Source organism: Rhodococcus sp. ACT016, assembly GCF_050477185.1.
In the GTDB taxonomy this organism is placed as follows: Bacteria; Actinomycetota; Actinomycetes; order Mycobacteriales; family Mycobacteriaceae; genus Prescottella.
On the sequence record NZ_JBEAET010000001.1, the window covers coordinates 2460856 to 2477047 of the forward strand.

21 protein-coding genes and 1 tRNA gene are annotated in these 16192 nt (G+C 64.4%); 14 read left to right on the forward strand and 8 right to left on the reverse strand.

All coding sequences use genetic code 11. The annotated features are described in order from the left end of the window. Positions 1 to 52: 52 nt before the first annotated feature. From ACQ5DX_RS11385 to ACQ5DX_RS11405, 5 genes are all read right to left on the reverse strand, one after another. Complete coding sequence (locus ACQ5DX_RS11385) at positions 53 to 1045, reverse strand: HamA C-terminal domain-containing protein (protein ID WP_430332716.1); 993 nt, start codon at positions 1043 to 1045, stop codon at positions 53 to 55. A 979-nt stretch (positions 1046 to 2024) separates the two neighbouring features. Further along, positions 2025 to 2516, reverse strand: coding sequence for a DUF6301 family protein (locus ACQ5DX_RS11390; RefSeq protein WP_430332717.1), 492 nt, complete (start codon positions 2514 to 2516; stop codon positions 2025 to 2027). Between the two features lie 199 nt (positions 2517 to 2715). After that, positions 2716 to 3222, reverse strand: a complete 507-nt coding sequence (locus tag ACQ5DX_RS11395; protein WP_430335630.1) for a DUF6301 family protein — start codon at positions 3220 to 3222, stop codon at positions 2716 to 2718. Continuing rightward, positions 3212 to 3463, reverse strand: coding sequence for an integrase core domain-containing protein (locus tag ACQ5DX_RS11400; RefSeq protein WP_430332718.1), 252 nt, complete (start codon positions 3461 to 3463; stop codon positions 3212 to 3214). The genes ACQ5DX_RS11395 and ACQ5DX_RS11400 overlap by 11 nt, the downstream gene beginning before the upstream one ends. A 116-nt stretch (positions 3464 to 3579) precedes the next feature. Continuing rightward, on the reverse strand, positions 3580 to 3909 hold the full coding sequence (locus ACQ5DX_RS11405; RefSeq protein ID WP_430332719.1) for a transposase: 330 nt from the start codon (positions 3907 to 3909) through the stop codon (positions 3580 to 3582). Positions 3910 to 4530: 621 nt separating this feature from the next. Between ACQ5DX_RS11405 and ACQ5DX_RS11410 the strand changes: the two genes are divergently transcribed. From ACQ5DX_RS11410 to ACQ5DX_RS11425, 4 genes are all read left to right on the forward strand, one after another. After that, positions 4531 to 4953 (forward strand): hypothetical protein, encoded by a 423-nt coding sequence (locus tag ACQ5DX_RS11410; protein ID WP_430332720.1) that lies wholly within the window; start codon positions 4531 to 4533, stop codon positions 4951 to 4953. Further along, the gene (locus ACQ5DX_RS11415; RefSeq protein WP_430332721.1) at positions 4953 to 5345 is read left to right on the forward strand and encodes a hypothetical protein; all 393 of its coding nucleotides are present in this window, start codon (positions 4953 to 4955) and stop codon (positions 5343 to 5345) included. Before ACQ5DX_RS11410 ends, ACQ5DX_RS11415 begins: the two co-directional genes overlap by 1 nt. Before the next feature lie 71 nt (positions 5346 to 5416). Further along, positions 5417 to 5830: a hypothetical protein gene (locus ACQ5DX_RS11420; protein ID WP_430332722.1), complete on the forward strand. Its 414-nt coding sequence runs from the start codon at positions 5417 to 5419 to the stop codon at positions 5828 to 5830. Further along, complete coding sequence (locus ACQ5DX_RS11425) at positions 5827 to 6066, forward strand: hypothetical protein (protein WP_430332723.1); 240 nt, start codon at positions 5827 to 5829, stop codon at positions 6064 to 6066. Before ACQ5DX_RS11420 ends, ACQ5DX_RS11425 begins: the two co-directional genes overlap by 4 nt. Before the next feature lie 285 nt (positions 6067 to 6351). Here ACQ5DX_RS11425 and ACQ5DX_RS11430 read toward each other — a convergent pair whose 3' ends face one another. Continuing rightward, a complete protein-coding gene (locus ACQ5DX_RS11430) occupies positions 6352 to 7560 on the reverse strand; it encodes a tyrosine-type recombinase/integrase (RefSeq protein ID WP_430332724.1) in 1209 nt (402 codons plus the stop codon). Between the two features lie 232 nt (positions 7561 to 7792). Between ACQ5DX_RS11430 and ACQ5DX_RS11435 the strand changes: the two genes are divergently transcribed. Further along, a complete protein-coding gene (locus ACQ5DX_RS11435) occupies positions 7793 to 8023 on the forward strand; it encodes an excisionase family DNA-binding protein (protein ID WP_430332725.1) in 231 nt (76 codons plus the stop codon). 407 nt (positions 8024 to 8430) lie between these two features. Beyond that, positions 8431 to 8892: a hypothetical protein gene (locus tag ACQ5DX_RS11440; protein WP_430332726.1), complete on the forward strand. Its 462-nt coding sequence runs from the start codon at positions 8431 to 8433 to the stop codon at positions 8890 to 8892. 599 nt (positions 8893 to 9491) lie between these two features. On the opposite strand, the gene ACQ5DX_RS11445 is transcribed toward ACQ5DX_RS11440, so the two are convergent. Beyond that, positions 9492 to 9944 (reverse strand): hypothetical protein, encoded by a 453-nt coding sequence (locus ACQ5DX_RS11445; protein ID WP_430332727.1) that lies wholly within the window; start codon positions 9942 to 9944, stop codon positions 9492 to 9494. Between the two features lie 41 nt (positions 9945 to 9985). Between ACQ5DX_RS11445 and ACQ5DX_RS11450 the strand changes: the two genes are divergently transcribed. The 6 genes from ACQ5DX_RS11450 to ACQ5DX_RS11475 all read left to right on the forward strand — a co-directional run bounded on the left by ACQ5DX_RS11450 (position 9986) and on the right by ACQ5DX_RS11475 (position 14890). Further along, positions 9986 to 10327, forward strand: a complete 342-nt coding sequence (locus ACQ5DX_RS11450) for a hypothetical protein (protein ID WP_430332728.1) — start codon at positions 9986 to 9988, stop codon at positions 10325 to 10327. A gap of 38 nt (positions 10328 to 10365) precedes the next feature. Further along, complete coding sequence (locus ACQ5DX_RS11455) at positions 10366 to 11031, forward strand: DUF7341 domain-containing protein (protein WP_430332729.1); 666 nt, start codon at positions 10366 to 10368, stop codon at positions 11029 to 11031. Positions 11032 to 11794: 763 nt separating this feature from the next. Next, positions 11795 to 12421 carry a BRO family protein gene (locus ACQ5DX_RS11460; RefSeq protein WP_430332730.1) on the forward strand — a complete coding sequence of 209 codons (627 nt, stop codon included), beginning with the start codon at positions 11795 to 11797 and terminating at the stop codon, positions 12419 to 12421. 11 nt (positions 12422 to 12432) lie between these two features. Further along, complete coding sequence (locus tag ACQ5DX_RS11465; RefSeq protein ID WP_430332731.1) at positions 12433 to 13284, forward strand: phage antirepressor KilAC domain-containing protein; 852 nt, start codon at positions 12433 to 12435, stop codon at positions 13282 to 13284. A 116-nt stretch (positions 13285 to 13400) separates the two neighbouring features. Then, the gene (locus ACQ5DX_RS11470; protein ID WP_430332732.1) at positions 13401 to 13772 is read left to right on the forward strand and encodes a hypothetical protein; all 372 of its coding nucleotides are present in this window, start codon (positions 13401 to 13403) and stop codon (positions 13770 to 13772) included. A gap of 680 nt (positions 13773 to 14452) precedes the next feature. After that, positions 14453 to 14890: a hypothetical protein gene (locus tag ACQ5DX_RS11475; protein ID WP_430332733.1), complete on the forward strand. Its 438-nt coding sequence runs from the start codon at positions 14453 to 14455 to the stop codon at positions 14888 to 14890. A 331-nt stretch (positions 14891 to 15221) separates the two neighbouring features. Here ACQ5DX_RS11475 and ACQ5DX_RS11480 read toward each other — a convergent pair whose 3' ends face one another. Beyond that, a complete protein-coding gene (locus tag ACQ5DX_RS11480; protein ID WP_430332734.1) occupies positions 15222 to 15647 on the reverse strand; it encodes a DUF2510 domain-containing protein in 426 nt (141 codons plus the stop codon). A 132-nt stretch (positions 15648 to 15779) separates the two neighbouring features. Between ACQ5DX_RS11480 and ACQ5DX_RS11485 the strand changes: the two genes are divergently transcribed. After that, the gene (locus ACQ5DX_RS11485) at positions 15780 to 16055 is read left to right on the forward strand and encodes a hypothetical protein (protein ID WP_430332735.1); all 276 of its coding nucleotides are present in this window, start codon (positions 15780 to 15782) and stop codon (positions 16053 to 16055) included. A gap of 62 nt (positions 16056 to 16117) precedes the next feature. Beyond that, positions 16118 to 16189 (forward strand) — tRNA-Met (locus ACQ5DX_RS11490). The last annotated feature ends 3 nt before the right edge of the window (positions 16190 to 16192 follow it).

The following is a 16192-nucleotide window of genomic DNA, read 5'->3' on the forward strand; positions in this document are numbered from 1 at the left end:
CTCTTAAAGGCAGGCAGATTGACGACTTGGTCCCAATACTCCACATTATCCATTAATCTATGCCCAATGACTTAGCGATAGCGGTTCGGAATTGTTCAGACGAAGGTATCGGCAGGCAGAAGAACTCGATATGGAAAGACTCGATCTTCCGGAACTTCAACCTGGATTTCACGCCGGAGTGCCACTTCTTCAGTTCAGCAAGCACGGCCGCTTTCACTGTGGAACCGTCCGCGTCGAAGGGTGGCGAAAAATCGTCATGGGTGAATGCAACGAGGCACGCGCCGCGCATTTCAAGCTTCAAAGACTCGGGCGCATCCTCCGTGAAGAATCGTGCGAGCTTCAACGACATCTCCCGAGCACCTGCATCCAGGTTGTTTCTCGCGATCAACAGGTCCTGCCTCAGCGCGCCCCCACCCTCGTCCAATAGGTAGGGTGCGATGCTCGAAAAGCACTCCGATGCAGCTCCAGCGAAGTCATCGTAAACCTTCGACTCACCCCAATATACTGCGATGTTTCCGTTTTCGAGAGCCTTCGCGTGCACCCCATCGACGCCATTGATCATCAGATTGGTATTTGTCTTAAGCGGCATCTTGCAGAGTATTTGCGGTATCCCTAAACCGGTTTCGAGTAAGAAGTAGAGCAACAATTCGCCACCTTCACCCGATTTCGCGAGAGACGAAAACAGGCTCTTCGCCTCACTCTCAAGCCGCAGGATGCTGGAAGGCGACCTAGTCTTATTGAACTGCTCTCTTGCCTCCTCGATCTTCTCACGAGGAATGCAGTAGTCAATAACATGAGTGGCAAGACGCTCTGCAAGTGCGTTCATCCTGGGTCGTCCCATGGCATCGCACGCCAGCCAGTGCGTTCGGCAAGTAGTTTTCGTTCCGCCCAACAGCTCCGGCTCGCCGATCTCGTGAAAATAGGTGGCGACATCACTAGAGTCTCCTCTCGCGATGCTGTTGAGATACTCGACGAGCGAACTCTCCGCAGACTCGTCACTGGGTGGCAACGAGTCTGGAGCGCGGGCAAGATCGTCTACGGTCATGCAGCGAACCTACCGTCGAGTCTGTTGTGCGCGGTGCAGGACACGACATCAACGGCATCAGCTCAATCGTGCAGCTGTGGCCGGACAGAACAACCGGCTAGTTCGACCTCGCAGATCAGATTTCAACCAACCCGGGGCAGTCCCGGTACTCATCTTTGTGCAGGCGGAGGATTGAAGCGGCAGTAGCGGGGTACGCGGTTGACCGCCACCCTGGACGCTTAGGCCGAAATCGTCGTCGCCCACGCTTGGACCAGCGCGAGCGATGAACGGACCGACGTGCCGCATCATTGATTCGCACTCGCGCGTCCCGCTTCGGCGAGGCCCACTCGAATCTTGAGCGGCAGACGGTCGGAAAGTCGGCGGTTGGTGGCGGTCAGAACGCAGGCCACTCTGATGTCTGTGCCGTGATCTCGACGCGGACGATCTGGTCAATCATCGACGCGTCCACAGCCTGAGCTCCGATCAATCCGCTGTGGACGCCTCGCTGATCCTGCTTCTGCAATCGCTGTTCGCCCGCTGGGGAATACGTGACAACTGCTTGAGCGAGAGGTGGCCGACCTCGTCAACGATAAGCAGGCTCAGCGGTGCTGTCGGGCCAACTGTCCCGCTAAGTGTGCAGCTTTCAGACGAGTGACCCACTCGACAGCGGTGGCGACGGCGACATGGTGACCCTAGCTGGGCAGCATTCACTCCCTGGCCGAAGGCGAGGTGGCCGGTCCCGGACAGCCCACCAACGCGATACTGCGCGAGATTTTGCGGCTCCGCAGGAACGCCCCGGTGCCCGTACACGGTCGTTTCCAGCCGCAGGGGCCGGTTGTCTTGCGTCAAGAACTTGGCGGGGATTTACCGCGTCGAGAATGAGTACCTCTCTACCCTCCCGCTCGCCCGAATCACCGAGTAACTAGCCACCATTCGATGTGAGTGGTCCGATTCGCGTGAGGAGCGCGCAAACCGGATGCGATCTCGCCGACCTCGATCGCTAGACCTCGTCCTCGTACTCCGGTTCGGGCTCATCCATCCATGCCTGATACTTCGGACTCTTCAGATGCAGGTGGATCGCGCTGAAACCCAGGTTCAGTGTAATGACCGCTTTCGGCAGGTCCCACCGGATAGTTGCCTCTGGTCCGGGTTCGGCGCTCGTGGCTGTCCCCAGGAGGGCAGTAAATGCCACATCGAGGTTCGTGAACCCTTCGACCAGCAACGGGCGAACTTCTACCTTGGGAGTACCTATGTCTGCCAGGTCCGAGACGAAGGTCGAGATGTAGCGCATCGAACTGTTCCTGCTGAACATGTTCGCCTTCGGCCGGCTGACATGAAGGTTCGTCCGCATCGAGGCGCCGTTTTGATCCGATTCAACGAGCCCCCATCCGGCGTGCGAACAGAAGGGTTCCAGGTCGTCGACAGCCCAGGTCCAATCGAATTCTGCGGCGAGGCGGGCGATCCGGGTGGCGCCTTCAATGTCGACGTGCATGGGCGGGATGCTACTTTCTGCTCGACTGTCGTTCCGGCAACCCATGGACCGCGCTGATCCAGCGAGACACCGACGGTTGGTTCACATCCAATCCGACAAGGCCACTCGACGGCCTTTGCCCAGCCGAAATCCGGCCGCCAGGTACCGCCGTCGATATCGGCGTGCAGGGATCGAGGTGCTTGATCGGCGCGCTCGACGATCAGTCTTCGCCGTCCTCGTCCTCGTCCTCTTCGTCGTCCCATTCATCTTCGGGTTCGTCGGTCCACGCTTGGTGCTTGGGACTGACGAGGCGCATGGCGACGGCCCCGCGCCCAGCCGAGAGGATGATCACCACGTTCGGCAGATCCCAGCGAAGTGCCTTGACGACACCGGCGGTAACGGGGGTTCCCTCCCCGAACTCCGCGGCCATCGGCACGCTCAACTCACCCAGTAGCTCCGCCATCACCTCCGGCATGCTCGTACCAGGGTCGGTTACGTCGGTCACCGTCAACCCTATGATTTGGAGGGGTCCCCAAGTCAGTGACGCGTCGCCGCTGGGACGATTGATGTCGAGGTTCGTCGTGAGGGTGGCTGCGGTGTCGCAGAAGCGCTCTGCCTGCCAGCCCGCGGCGGCGCAGAAACGTTCGAGGTCCTCGGAGTCCCACGTCCAGTCGAAATGGGCGGCCAGGCGCGCGGTCCGGACCGCGCCTTCGATATCAGCGTGCACGATCAGCAATCATGCCCTTCGAGCCGAGAAGATGATCACCACATTCGGCAGATCCCAGCGAAGTTCCTTGACGATGCCAAGCGTTGTTCCCCGCTCCATCTCGGTACGCCTCACTCGGCGTCCGATTGGACAGTGCTTGGTGCGGCCGGATGGTGTTGTAGATGTGTCGGTAGCGGTGGAGTTCCATGTCGAGGGCATCGCCGTCACCGATGATGCCGCGGTAGAGGTGCGGCCCCTTCACCGGCTCACCGTCGCGATGTCTGGCGAGGCGCCGGCGGTAGGTGCGTTCGGCGATCTGAGCGAGTGGTGCGGACCTCGAAACCGGCAGCCCGGCTGCCTCTCTCAGGGATTCGAGGGTTACGAAGGGCCCTCGTCGACCAGCTTCGCGCCGTGCTGCCAGATCCGCAGCTGCACCGTCGCCTCCGCCAACGCCAGCTTGAGCTGCTCGTTCTCGCTGCGCAGGCGGCGTTCCTCGACGGTCCCGCACTGCCCGGCCGGGCCGGACGGTTGTTCCTCGAGCCGCTGGCGGCCGGCGGCGAGGAACTGCTGCTTCCACTTCGACACCGACATGTCCGACACCCCGTGCCGGCGTGCCGCCTCCGCACCGGACATCTCCCCGGACAGCGCCGCCAACACCACCCGCATCTTCACCTCGACCGGGATCTTCGTTCGCCGTGACCTCGCCACACGCCTCCCCCTTCCGGCTCGTGTCCCGGATCGTAAACGCCGGGAGCCTGCCAGAAAATCTGACGCACGAGACGGTTCGTAGGTCGAACGTGAATTCGTCTATCGACTCCGATCCGCAATCCTGCGGATCGGATGTGGGTATGTCCGCCGAACGATTCACGGCCTAGACTCGTCGCGACAGGACCACCGGTTCAGCCGTGCTGACTGTCCACTCCTTCGGCGGCCCGCCGATACGGATCGGGTGGCAGCGCGAGGGCGAGGGGCGCCGCAACTCGAACCGATTGTTACCAAGCCCGATGTCCGCAGCACTTTGACTGGGGTGGGGGGACCTCCCTCCTGCCTATGGTTGCGGGGCAGCCGCGTACTGCGGATTCCTGCGCGAGCGGTGCGAACCGTACGCCGATATGGGCCATTCTGGGCCAGAAATCGCCCTGATCAGCAGATTTACACTGGCCGACCAAGCCCTCCAGCGGGCCCACTGAGCTCACAGGGGTCCAACTGACGGCACGCGAGACCCGAAAGCGCTTGCCGCCATTGCGGTTTCACGATCGCCGATAATCCGGCTTGACTCGTAGCGATAGTCTGTACCTATCGACATATGGTGATTGATAGGTGTGAGGAATGGCTGAGACTGAGATCGAGACCCCCGGCGAGGTGATCGAGCGGGTGTTCACCGCGAAGGCCCGCGAGGCGGGATTCGAGTTCGACGAGGACGACCTGATCGTGTTGGCCCTCGCAGCGCAGACCGCCGAGGACATCGGCGCGTTGGATCGGAGTATCGCCACGAAGGGCGCTGTAATCGGCAGCGAGGCGAACCCGAAGCCGAACCCCGCCCTGACCGAGGTGCGACAGCAGCGCCTCGCGCTGGGCCGACTCATGGCCGACCTCGATCGCCGTCTCGGTATCGCCGCACAGGGCGGGTCGAGCGGGTTCCGTGGCAGGTACGACGGCGACGGCAGCCAGAACCAGCAGCGGGACGCCACGCGAGCACGACAGCGGGGCCAGGGTCGGCAGGCCCGCCCCGGCGCACTCAGGGGTGCGTGATGGCCAAGAGAATCGCCGCGACCGGCCACACCTGCCGGCAGGGAGAGCCGACGTTCGCGGACGTGCCGGAGCACCTGAGACCCAGCGGGTTCCGCTACTGGCTCGACCGGGTTCCCCGGCATCCCGACATCACGAACATGGACCACTGCGAGGCAGCGTTCGGTGAGGACATCGAGGGGGTCCGCTTGCTCGCCGCCCGCCACGCGCCGCACCGGCCCCCGGTAGACCCGCATTGGCGGTCACAGGTCGCGGAATCGGAGCAGTGGGAGGCGTACTACTCGTGGTGCGCCGAGCACGGACTCACCCTCGACGGCGTGGACGCCGGGAGCCGGGGAGCCGTACCGCGTGAATGGTCGTGGAGCGAGTTCCGACGCTGGGAGAATGCACAGTGATCCACCCTGATGCCCGCACGCTTGTCGTGCCGGCCCGCTGCCCTCGCGGACACGAGCTGACAGCCAGGACGGTGCACGTTCGCGTCGTCGGTGGACCGAATACAGCGCGCCCGACCGAGTGGACCTGTGTGCGCTGCGTTCGCCTCGACCTGTGGTGCGCGCACTACGACCACCACAACAACCCCAGCGAGCGGGGGAAGCCGATCCCGCCGGAGGAGATCACCGAGACCCGGTATCAGCGCCAGGTGGGTTGGATGGTCCGCGAGGGCAGGAACGTCGGTCAGCCCGCCCAGTGGACCGAGCGCCTGCACTTCGCCAGCGGGTGGGGATACGACCGCGAGGACCCGACGCCCGAGTTACGCCAGGCGATCCGCGAGGCAGCCGAGCAGACCGAGCGGGATCGGGCAGCCTCGCGGATCCGCAGCGAGCGGGAGAAGGCGAACGCCGACCTGTTGGCGCTGTGCCGGGGACGGGGTGCCGCGTGATCGTCCTACGTGTGTTCGGTCGCGAGGTGCTCGCCGTGGGCCGTCAGGACGACCTCGACCCCGGCGGGGCCGACCTGACCGGAGGGACGTTCGAGATTGCCGACGACCACCAGCAGCGAGACCCCGACGCCGAGGTCTACCTCACGAGCCGACGCCGACGACCTCCGATCGTTCGGCACCGGGCCGGCGAGCTCCAGTTCGGGTTCGCGGCGTCGGCTCGCAACAGCTCGCAGTAGCTCGCAGGAATCGCCGATAGGCTGTGTGCGCAAAGCTGACAGACTCAGATAGATATGATCGGGTTGTCAGCTCTACCAGCACGTTTGAGGGTCGAACAGGGTATGACAACCCGATCGATGCTATCCAGGGGAAACGCATTCACACGGATTCAAAACCCGTGCAGTGTGAGTTCGAGTCTCACCGAGGGCACCACGAAAGACCAGCAAGATGCTGGTCAGATTGCTGCAACGGGGGGCGTGGTCCCGCCCCTGGTCCCAAAGGGCCGCAACCACGCTCCTCGTCCACTAACTGAGCAGTGCAGCGAAGGCTTTCGCCGCATCAGCCTGCATGCCCGGGAGCACGTGCTGGTAGGTCCGCATCGTCGTCATCACGTCCGTGTGCCCCAGTCGCTCCGACACCACCTTGACCGGGACGCCTTCCTGAAGCAGTGCCGTCGCGTGAGTGTGCCGAAGGTCGTGCAGCCGGATCCGCGGAACGACGTCCTCCCCCAACGCTGCACCAGCGGCCACAACGTGGCGGTCGAATCTCGCCGAAAGCGTCTCCGGGTCTTGGTGCCCACCCGTCCCCAGGTGAACGAACACGTAGGCGTTAGGCCGCACCACCTCGAGGCCGAGGTTCAAGCGCTCCTTCCTCAGCTGCCGAAGGACACCGACCGTTCCTACGTCGAGGTCGACTACTCGCGGCCGGGCCGTCTTGGTCGGGCCGATGTATGTCCGGCGCCGGCCGTCTTCGACAAGCACGCCGACATGCCGGGAAATCGCGGCTGTCGCGTTGTCGAGGTCCACATCCGACCAGCGGAGCCCTACTAGCTCGCCGCGGCGCAGGCCCGTGTGCAGCAGCATGTGCCACTCGCGCCAGTCGCCTCGGTTCTCCCGCGCCCAGTCGAGAAACGCTCGGGCCTGCGTTGGCGCCCAGACCTGCATCTCCGGCGCACGAGCCTGACGGGCGGAGGGAGGCTTGGCCTTGTCGGCCGGGTTCACGACGAGCAGTCCATCCTCAACCGCGTCCTTGAGCGCCTTCTTCAGGACTGTGTGAACGTAGAGAACCGTTCGTGCCGAAAGTCCTTGGCGGCCGGCCTTGCTCCCGCGCCTAAACCCATCAGTCTCGAGCTGGTGGTAGAGGCCGGTCAGCCTGGCCCCGGTCAGGTCCGCAAGTGGCACGTCGCCGATGTACGGAACGACGTGCAGATCGATGTTCCGGCGATAGTTGGCAGCAGTCGCGGGGGCCAGGCGGAGAGACCGACCCCAGCTTTGAAGGTACTGCCCCACTGACAGCTTGCTCGGCTGGACGTACGTCCGGTCCTCGATCTGACTGAGTGCCTTGCGGAGCGCCTTCTGAGCCTCCTTGCGGGTCGTGAATCCCCGACGCTGGATACGCTTCGGTTTGCTTCCCTCAGCGGGCACGTAGAACCGAATCGCGAAGCGAACGCCGCGGGCCGTCGAGTACTCCGAGATCCCGCCCTCTCCTGCACCCCGACGTCGGCTCGTCACCATGCCGACCTCGTGCCACGACCGCGACTCTTGGCACCCTCACGGGCGGCTACGTCACGTTGCCGGAAAACCATTCTTCCCTCACTCACAGATTCTGGGGCCATAGCAACATCTCTAGGCGCATAGCGAAAGCTATTGCTCCACAATGGCTTTCGATACTTCACGAGCGTACTGTAGAGCACTGGAGATCCAAATCACGCACCCTTTCAGGGCGCCAAAGCACTCAGGAGAACTCTTGCCCTCCACGCAAAGTCAGGTCGAAGAAGCTGCCGTCAATGGTGCCGACCAACGAATCACCATCTCGGTTGAGGAAGCGGCCGGCCTCGTCGACGTACACCCCCGCACGATCCTCAGGGGGGTCGAGAAGGGGACGATTCCTTCCATCCGACTCGGCCGCCGGGTACTGATTCCCCGAAAGCCGTTCTTCGAGCTGTTCGGCGAAAGCGTGCCCAACGACGGCGCGTAGCTGTCCCGTGCCGTCTCCTGGATCTACAGAGCACCGTGTTGTGGCGAGGTGCCCGAAAGAGTGCCCAGCGGCCGGGATGCGCCGACAGGCACTGAACTACAGAACGCTTAACTGCAGGCCAAAGTGCGCAGTGAGCAGTCCGCCAACAGAAGAAGCGAAGGGGCCGCGCCTGGCAGCGCGGCCCCTTCCACGACCGAGTCTCCCGACACCCACTGCAGGGAGGTGAACCAACCCGAGGCTCCCAGCCACCGAGTCAAGATCGAGGTCTAGTGACGAGTGTAGGCGCATCTACCGACATCAGCGCCCAACCCCCCACCCGCGCCAGCAACACGACCGCGGCTCCAACCACCACACTGGCCCTAGCCTCCAAACTGGAGCTCCCACAATTGAATAGCCCGAGGTCCTCCTTGTCCGATCTTGCCCGCACCCTCAACTTCTCAAGACTCCTCGCCACCATCGAAGTCGCAGAGGACCGGTTCGGGGCGCCCAACGACGATCAGAGCGACCTCGACATCGACACCGCTATCAACGCCGTCATCGACGCTGCCAACTCGGCACCCTTGCCCCGGTGGTTCATCGGGCAGGCACCCGCCTTCGACTGGTCGGAGGGCACGTGCCGCCGAATCTATTGGCGCACCGTCGGCTCCGTCGAGATCGTCGGCGACGACATCGTCACGCCAGATGGAGTCGTCCGTCGGTCAGCAACAATCAGTCTCAACGGCAACACAGACGACCTCGACGCCAACGCTGCTCGGCAACTGGTCGGGGACTTGCAGGCCGCCGCACAGATCCTCAACGACTCGGCCGGCGACTGCGGCGTCATCGCGGCCGACGGTGACACCATTACCCGCACGAGTGAGGTCGAATGACCCCGCGAGAGACAAGTGGAGTCGACTCCGCACCCATCGTCGTTCCAGCCGAAAGAGAGCTCCGCCAGCTCTGGCCAGTCGCAGTCGCTCGAAGCAAGCGAAAGGAACTCCACGGCGCGACTGCCGGCGTCCTGATCGCGCTGTGGAGCTACTCGGACTGGACCAGAGGCGATAAGGCGCATCCAGGAGAGAAACTGCTGGCAAGCCTCGTCGGGGTCTCCGAACGGACAGTCCGCGACGCCATCAAGCGAGGAGTAGCTGCCGGGTACGTCGAACTGGTGAAACGTGGTGGTGGGCGCGGTGGGCGCGGCAAAGCGAACGTGTACCGATTGACGCTCCCGAGGGACGAAGCAGCTCGGCTCGCTATCGAGGCTCACCCCAAACGCGACGATTCATCGGAAGTCATCACTTCCGGTCAATCGGCTCATCGGGTGGACTCTTCACCGGAAGCCGTGCCTTCCGGTCAAACCGAGTGCGGGAGTGAGCTCGAGAGCGAAATGACCGGAAGTACCGGACGAATGACCGGAGTTCATGACTTCCGACTACCTACCAACTCCACCTACCAGAAAGAAAGAGAGGGGTCACCTTCCGGGGGTACGTCACCTGCGCGCGGGGGCGCGTGCGCGGAAGAACCCCCAAACCCCCCGCAGCCTGTTCCTGTCGAGCGCCCGCTGACGCGGGACGCCGACGACGAGCTGCCGCCGCTCCGTCGCGTCGAGGACGCCATGCGTGGATGGTCCAGCGGTGACGAGCGGAAACGGGCCGACACCATGCTCCGTGAAGGGCTGAGCATCTACGCGGTGATCGCCGAACTCCGCAAGGACCGCGACAAGGCCCGGCAGGACCAGCTCAATGCCCGAGAACAGCTCGAAGCAGTTGCCCGACGCCGAGCCATGGCGCCGAAGGCGAACCAGGCAGAAGCCAGAACGCCGGACCCCCAACGGCCCAAGGCCGAGGCCGAGCTCAACGAAGCCAGGAAACCACCCGCAGCACAGCCGCCCCCAACAAGCGACGAGCCGCCGGCACGGCCCGTCGAAGAAGCTCAATTGCACGACCGGATCCCCCGCAACTTCACATCACCGGAGACAGCACCATGCCCAACGGCCCCGAGCCCCGTCCCAGCATCCTGACCGTCGGCAGCGACGGAACACCAAACGGCGTCGTCGACGTCGAAAAGGTCCTCCTCGACGCCCACGCGGTAGCCCTTGAGCTCACGGCAGCGAGCCACGACCCGAACGCCTTTGACGCGATTCTCCGCCGCCTCCGTGACCGTGTCGGGACCGAAGCACTGCCGTTCGTCCTGCTGACTGCACTGCGATGGATCGTCCTCGAGCCACTGAACACCGCAATCGAGATCGTCGACAACGCGACGACGCTCAAGATGCGCACCTCCCTCCAGACCGCTGCCACGAGCGCCCGAAAGCGCCTGACGTAGACAGCAATCCCAGCACAACCAGGGAGCACCGCTTGCTCATGACCGCTACCCGCCACTCCACCACCGACAACGACCACCTGCGAGCCGCATGGCGAGCATTCGACGACGCCGTCGCCACACTTACCGGACCTCGTCACCAGATCCGTTCCGACGACGACGGGAACCGTCTCGTCGCCACCGCCGGATCGCTGTACGACGAGATGCAAGACAACCTCAGCGGCCAACAGGGCACCGCGTTCGGCGGCGTCGCCCGCTCCATGCCGCCGCTGTGGGTCGACGGCGTCGACTGGCTCCGACGCGTCGACGACACCGTCGCCGTGTGGGCCCCCGGCGCCACCGGCACCACATCCGACAAGCTGACCTACCTGCTCGGCTGGACATGGCAGCCCGCCGACTACCTCTGGCTCAGCACCGCGGCCGCCGAGATCCAAACCTGGGTCGTCGACGCCGAGGAGCTGATCGCCGGCCGTGGCCGCTTCACCGTCTCCGCCGCCTGCCCGGCGTGCGGGGAATCGGAGATCGTGCGCGTCGACAACGACGGCGAGCACGTCCGCGGCCCGGTGCTGCAGGTGTCGATGGCCGGCGCATCGTGCCTGGCCTGCCACCACGAGTGGGGCCTCGAGTACGCCCTCGCGCTCGCGAAGACCATCGGCTGCGACCCGCTCGACGGCATCGACCCGGGTGTCGTCAACACGGTTCGCTGATGTCTAGTGTCCAGCCGGCCAATGGCAACTTGGCCTGTTTTCCTGTGCCCACTTGCGGGGAACAGAAAAACAGGGCAAGGTAGGCTCGCGCCAGAAGTCTGTCCCGAACAAGGACATAAGAGCGCCTCAACGCGAGCCCGACTCCCCACAGGAGCGGGCTCTTCTTGTCTCCCCGACCGTTCCCGCTCCATGCGAGCCGCAACGGGCGGTCCCCGCATCGCACACACTCAGGAGAGGCCTTGCCTACTGCAGAAGAACGAACCCTCCACGCCCGCTTAGCGGCTCACAGCAGCTGGTCGAGGACCTCAGACCGAAGCGCCCGCACCGCCAACGCCCGATCGGCAGCAACAACCGCTGGTCAAGAACGTGCCCTCCGGCGCCTCGAGGCGGAGATCGACCCCGATGGCACCCTCGACCCCACCGAACGCCGGAAACGGGCAGAGAACGCACGACAGGCCGCACTGGCACGGGCCCAACTCAACCAGGTCAAGGCCAAACGACTCAGAGACCAAGCCGCAGCGCTCGACCGCCAAGCCGCAGCGGAAGCCGGACGCGCCGGCTGCCCGTGACCCTCGACCGGTCGAGAGGTGGGCACATCGACCGGTCGAAGCCGCACCCGTGCGCGCACGCGCGCGTCAGATGTCGGTCACACCTTCGGACACTCCCGGTTCGCCACCTAGGCCGCGATCACCCTGATCGTCGGCGTGATCGCCATCGCCACCGCCGTGAACGTCGCGCTCCTCGCCGTCGCCGGAGTGATCCAGTGAGCGGCAGCGCGGCACTCGACCGCATCACCCCGTTCCACTACGGCACCGAACGCGTCCGCGTCCTCGACATTGATGGTGAACCGTGGTTCGTCCTCTCGGATCTGACGAAGGTCCTCGGCCTTCGCCAGTACCGCACAGATCGCTTGGACGACGGAGTGATTCGGAATCACCCCATCGTCGACGGCCTCGGCCGGACACAGAACGCGACGATCGTGTCGGAGACCGGCATGTACGAGGTCGTGATCCGCTCCGACAAACCGGAGGCCGCCAGGTTCCGGAAGTGGATCACTGCGGAGGTGCTGCCGTCGATCCGCCGAACCGGCTCGTACGGCGCTGCGCCGGCGCTCACGGAGGACGAGATCGTCGCGCAGGCGCTCGCGATCACGACCCACAAGGTCGAAACGTTGACCGCAAAGGTCGCCGAACTCGAACCGAAGGCCGACTTCTACGACGAGCTGATGGAAGCGGACGGCACCTACTCGCTTCTTGCGGTCGCGAAGATCCTCGGCTGGGGCCGGCAGAGTATGGCCGGCTCAGCCCGCATGGAAGACGAAAACCCCAGGGCCAGAGGGCCTGGGGCCGCCCGTAACGGTGTGCCAGCACCGCGACATTGCATCCGTTGAAAGGAACCTTGATGCGCGATATCAGCCTACCGGACGAGGAATCGCCGTTTGACCGGATCCGACGCGTCCGGCCCGATGGTGCCGAGTTCTGGACTGCCCGCGAGCTCATGGCACTGATGGGCTACGCCCGCTGGGAGAACTTCATGACCCCGGTCGAGAGGGCGATGAAGACAGCCGAGAACCAGAACATGAACGCGGACACCATTTTCCTGCGATCCCAGGAAAAGACTGGTGGCCGGCCCCGCGAGGATTTCGAGCTCGCTCGCTACGCCGCGTACCTCGTCGCGATGAACGGTGACCCCAACATCAAGAACGTCGCCGAGGCTCAGCACTACTTCGCGATCCGCACCCGTGAGGCCGAGGTCGGCACGGTCGCGGACCGTGGCACTGTCCCGGACCTGTCCACGCCTGCCGGCGTGCTCGCGATGGCGGAGCGGTTCACCCAGACTGCGCGTCAACTCGTCGCAACGGCCGCGCGCGCCGACGCCGCCGAGCAGCAGCTCGCGGTCGACGCCCCGAAGGTCGAAGCGTACGAGCAGTTCATGGACTCCACCGGCACGTACGCGGTCGGCTCGGTCGCAAAGATGATCGGCTCGAGCCAGAACAAGCTGTACGCGGATCTACGGGCGTGTGGCGTGTTCATCGCTGGGGGTGCGATGCGGAATACCCCCTACCAGCGGTATATGCACCACTTCACAGTCAAGGCCACGTCGTACACCCGCAGCGACGGCACCGAGGGTACGAGCTACACGACACGCGTACGTCCGTCCGGCGTGGACTTCATCCGCCAGCGCGCCGGCACTATCGCCCCCAGCCGTGTGAACAGCGCAGCTGACTCCATCAACGAAAGGCACCACCATTGAACGACGCCCCGCACGCCACATCCGCCGACGACTTGAGCCTCCAACCCCTTCCAGAGGAACAGGTCGCGGGCGGCTCCCTGATCGAGCCCCTTCTCGCGTAGAAGGACCCGTTTCCCGTGAACGACATCCACGCATCCGACGACCCAGAAAGGGGGCAAGCGGCTGTCGAGGCCTCCGTTGAGGCGATCATCGAGGAAAAGCGCGCGAAGCAGCGGGCGCTCGAGGCGAACTCCTATGCCGCGGAGCGCGCTCGACGCGTCGCGGAACGTGACCGGAAGCTCACCGAGGCACAGTCCCACGCCGATCGGGAACGGAACGAGCTTGGCGCCGAGGCCAATCGACAGTTCGCCGCATACGCGCACTCACGTGGCCGCACGACCTTCGCGGACCGGTTGGCTGCGACCAGCGAGCGCTACATCGCAGACCATGAACGCCGGCAGGCGCGTGAAGCGTGGCTCCAAGGCGAGCGGCCGACTCCGGACGTCTAGTACGCCCAAGGCCGACCCCAACGCCAAATACAATGGATTGACCGCCCTGGCCGGCCCAGGGACCTCATGAGACCAGCAGGAGCCGTCCGTGCCGAGTGTCGATGCGTCGTCACCCCTCGAGGCCGTTCGTACAGCCGCCGCCGCGAACCGCGACGCGCTCCGAGACGCGGAGGGGGCCGCAACCACGCAGCGCGAAGCGATCTACCGCGCGGTCGACGGAGGAGCGACCATTGCCGAGGTCCAGCGAGCATCCGGGCTTAGCCGCGCCCGCGTGAACACAATCCTGAGTGCCCGCGTTACCGACCGCGCTGACCGGGTGCATGTGCTCCTCGAGGACGTCCGCAGGGCCTCGGAGACAAATCGGGACGCCCTTGAGGCGGCGGGCCAGGCCGCAGCGTCCCAGCGCACAACCATCCGAGCAGCGGCTGCTGACGGCGCATCGGTGTCCGACATTCAGGCAGCGAGCCAGCTGGGCCAGTCACGGGTGTATGCATTGCTCAGTGGGCGAGACACATAGCGGCGCGGCCCTTTTCGCAATCGCACACTCGACGGCGCATCCTCATCAAGAGCCAATTACACCCCCCTTTACATATTGCACAGGGGGGTGTAGGAATGTGGGAGTGCCCCAGCTTTCTGGCTGGTTGGCCTTTCATCCCCAATCCTGGCCCTGGAGGTCTCCCATGACTGCTGCCCCCTGCACTGCCCCCACCACTGCTGATCAGGCTGTTTCCCCTGTTCATTCCACAATGGGGGCGCCCCTGATGGTTGACTCCTTCCAGGAGCCTGGAGTGCACCTGGTGTCCCTGCAAGCTCAAATGGAGAATGGTCTGGTGGATTTGACCCCCCATGCTGCCGTGGAACTGGCCCTGCAGCTCATCTCCAATGCAGTGGGAGACTCTGGGATCTCTGAGTGGCAAGACCTGGGGAGCAGCAAGATCCTCTCCATGGAGGGAGCAGGTTCCACTTCCCTGGATGTGGTGTGGCAGCCCCTGAAAAGCAAGGGGATCACTGTGGTGTCAGATCTCCAGGAAGGCCCTGCCCAGGCCCTGGAAGGACTCACCCCCCAGCAGGCCAGAGTACTGGCAATGATGCTCCTGGAATCCTCCCTCACCTCCTGATCCACTCCCCCACTGTGCCCCTGCCTCTCAGAGACAGGGGCACAGTGCATTTCCCCCTCAGAGGTGTAGGGCCAGGTCCACAGCCGGCCAGGGAGACAACCAAGCCCCACCACCTATTCCAGGACCCAGGACCCAGGACCCAGGACCCAGGACCCAGGGCTCAGGGCTCAGGGCTCAGGGCTCAGGGCTCAGGGCTCAGGGCTCAGGGCTCAGGGCTCAGGGCTCAGGGCTCAGGGCTCAGGGCTCAGGGCTCAGGGCTCAGGAAGGGGTACTACCAAGCCCACAGGTCGTCACAACACCCACCACCTAGGCAAATGCACAGCCGACACACTCAATTGCCGGCGGCCTGCAGCTTCTTCCGCGAGCGAGAGAAGACGGCGCCCGCAATCCAGAAGCCGGCACCGACGAGAATCGCGATACCCGCCCAGTTCGCGCGACTGGTGAGGGCATCGTTACATGCCCACGCTCCGAGGAGGCTCGGGTCGGGCTGGGGATCCAGCACACTGCCACAGCTGATTCGTCCAGCCCGCACCTCGGTGACGAACAGGAACGCCGCGAGAAGAAGGCACGCGATCGTCAGCGCTCCGAACACCTTCTCTGTCGTCGCGTACAGACCCGCAAGGGTAACGGCGGCCGACGCCGGCTGCTGCGGCGCGTACGAGTGCGTGTGCTCAGTCCATCGAGTGCCGTCGTAATAGCGCAACTGGTGAAGGCCCGACGGGTCGGGATACCAGCCAGGCGCGGCAGGGTTGGTCATGACTGGACATCAAAGCAGACCAAGGAGTCTTTGAATTCTCGGGACGTGCATGTACTGCTCGCGGCCGCAGGTCGGCCTCGCTACTGTGGCCAGACTTTGAGGTCGCAGCGACGAAGCGCAGGACATGGGGGCGTGATGATCGAGGTTGAGGCCACGCACATCACGACGCGCCGCAACCCGGCCGCACTAGTCTGCGAGGTATTCCCCGGGGTGTACGTCGTCGACGGTGGAGGCGTGCACACCGTCCGGGAGGGCGGTAACGCCTTCGCGCCGCTCCCCGAAGGCCAGGACGATCGCACTTTCCCCGTCAACGAGACCCAGATGACGTTCGCGGAGATGTACGACACGAACCTGCGCGAGGCGGACGAGTTCGAGGAGGAGATCCGCGAACGGCGCCGCCGCCGGTAAACAGTCACACGAGAAGGGGCCCGCACCCGAGCACCGGGGTTGCGGGCCCTTTCGCGTTTCCAGGGCGTGTAGCTCAGCAGTAGAGCGCCGGTCCCATAAGCCGATGGCCGCAGGTTCGATCCCTGCCGCGCCCACAG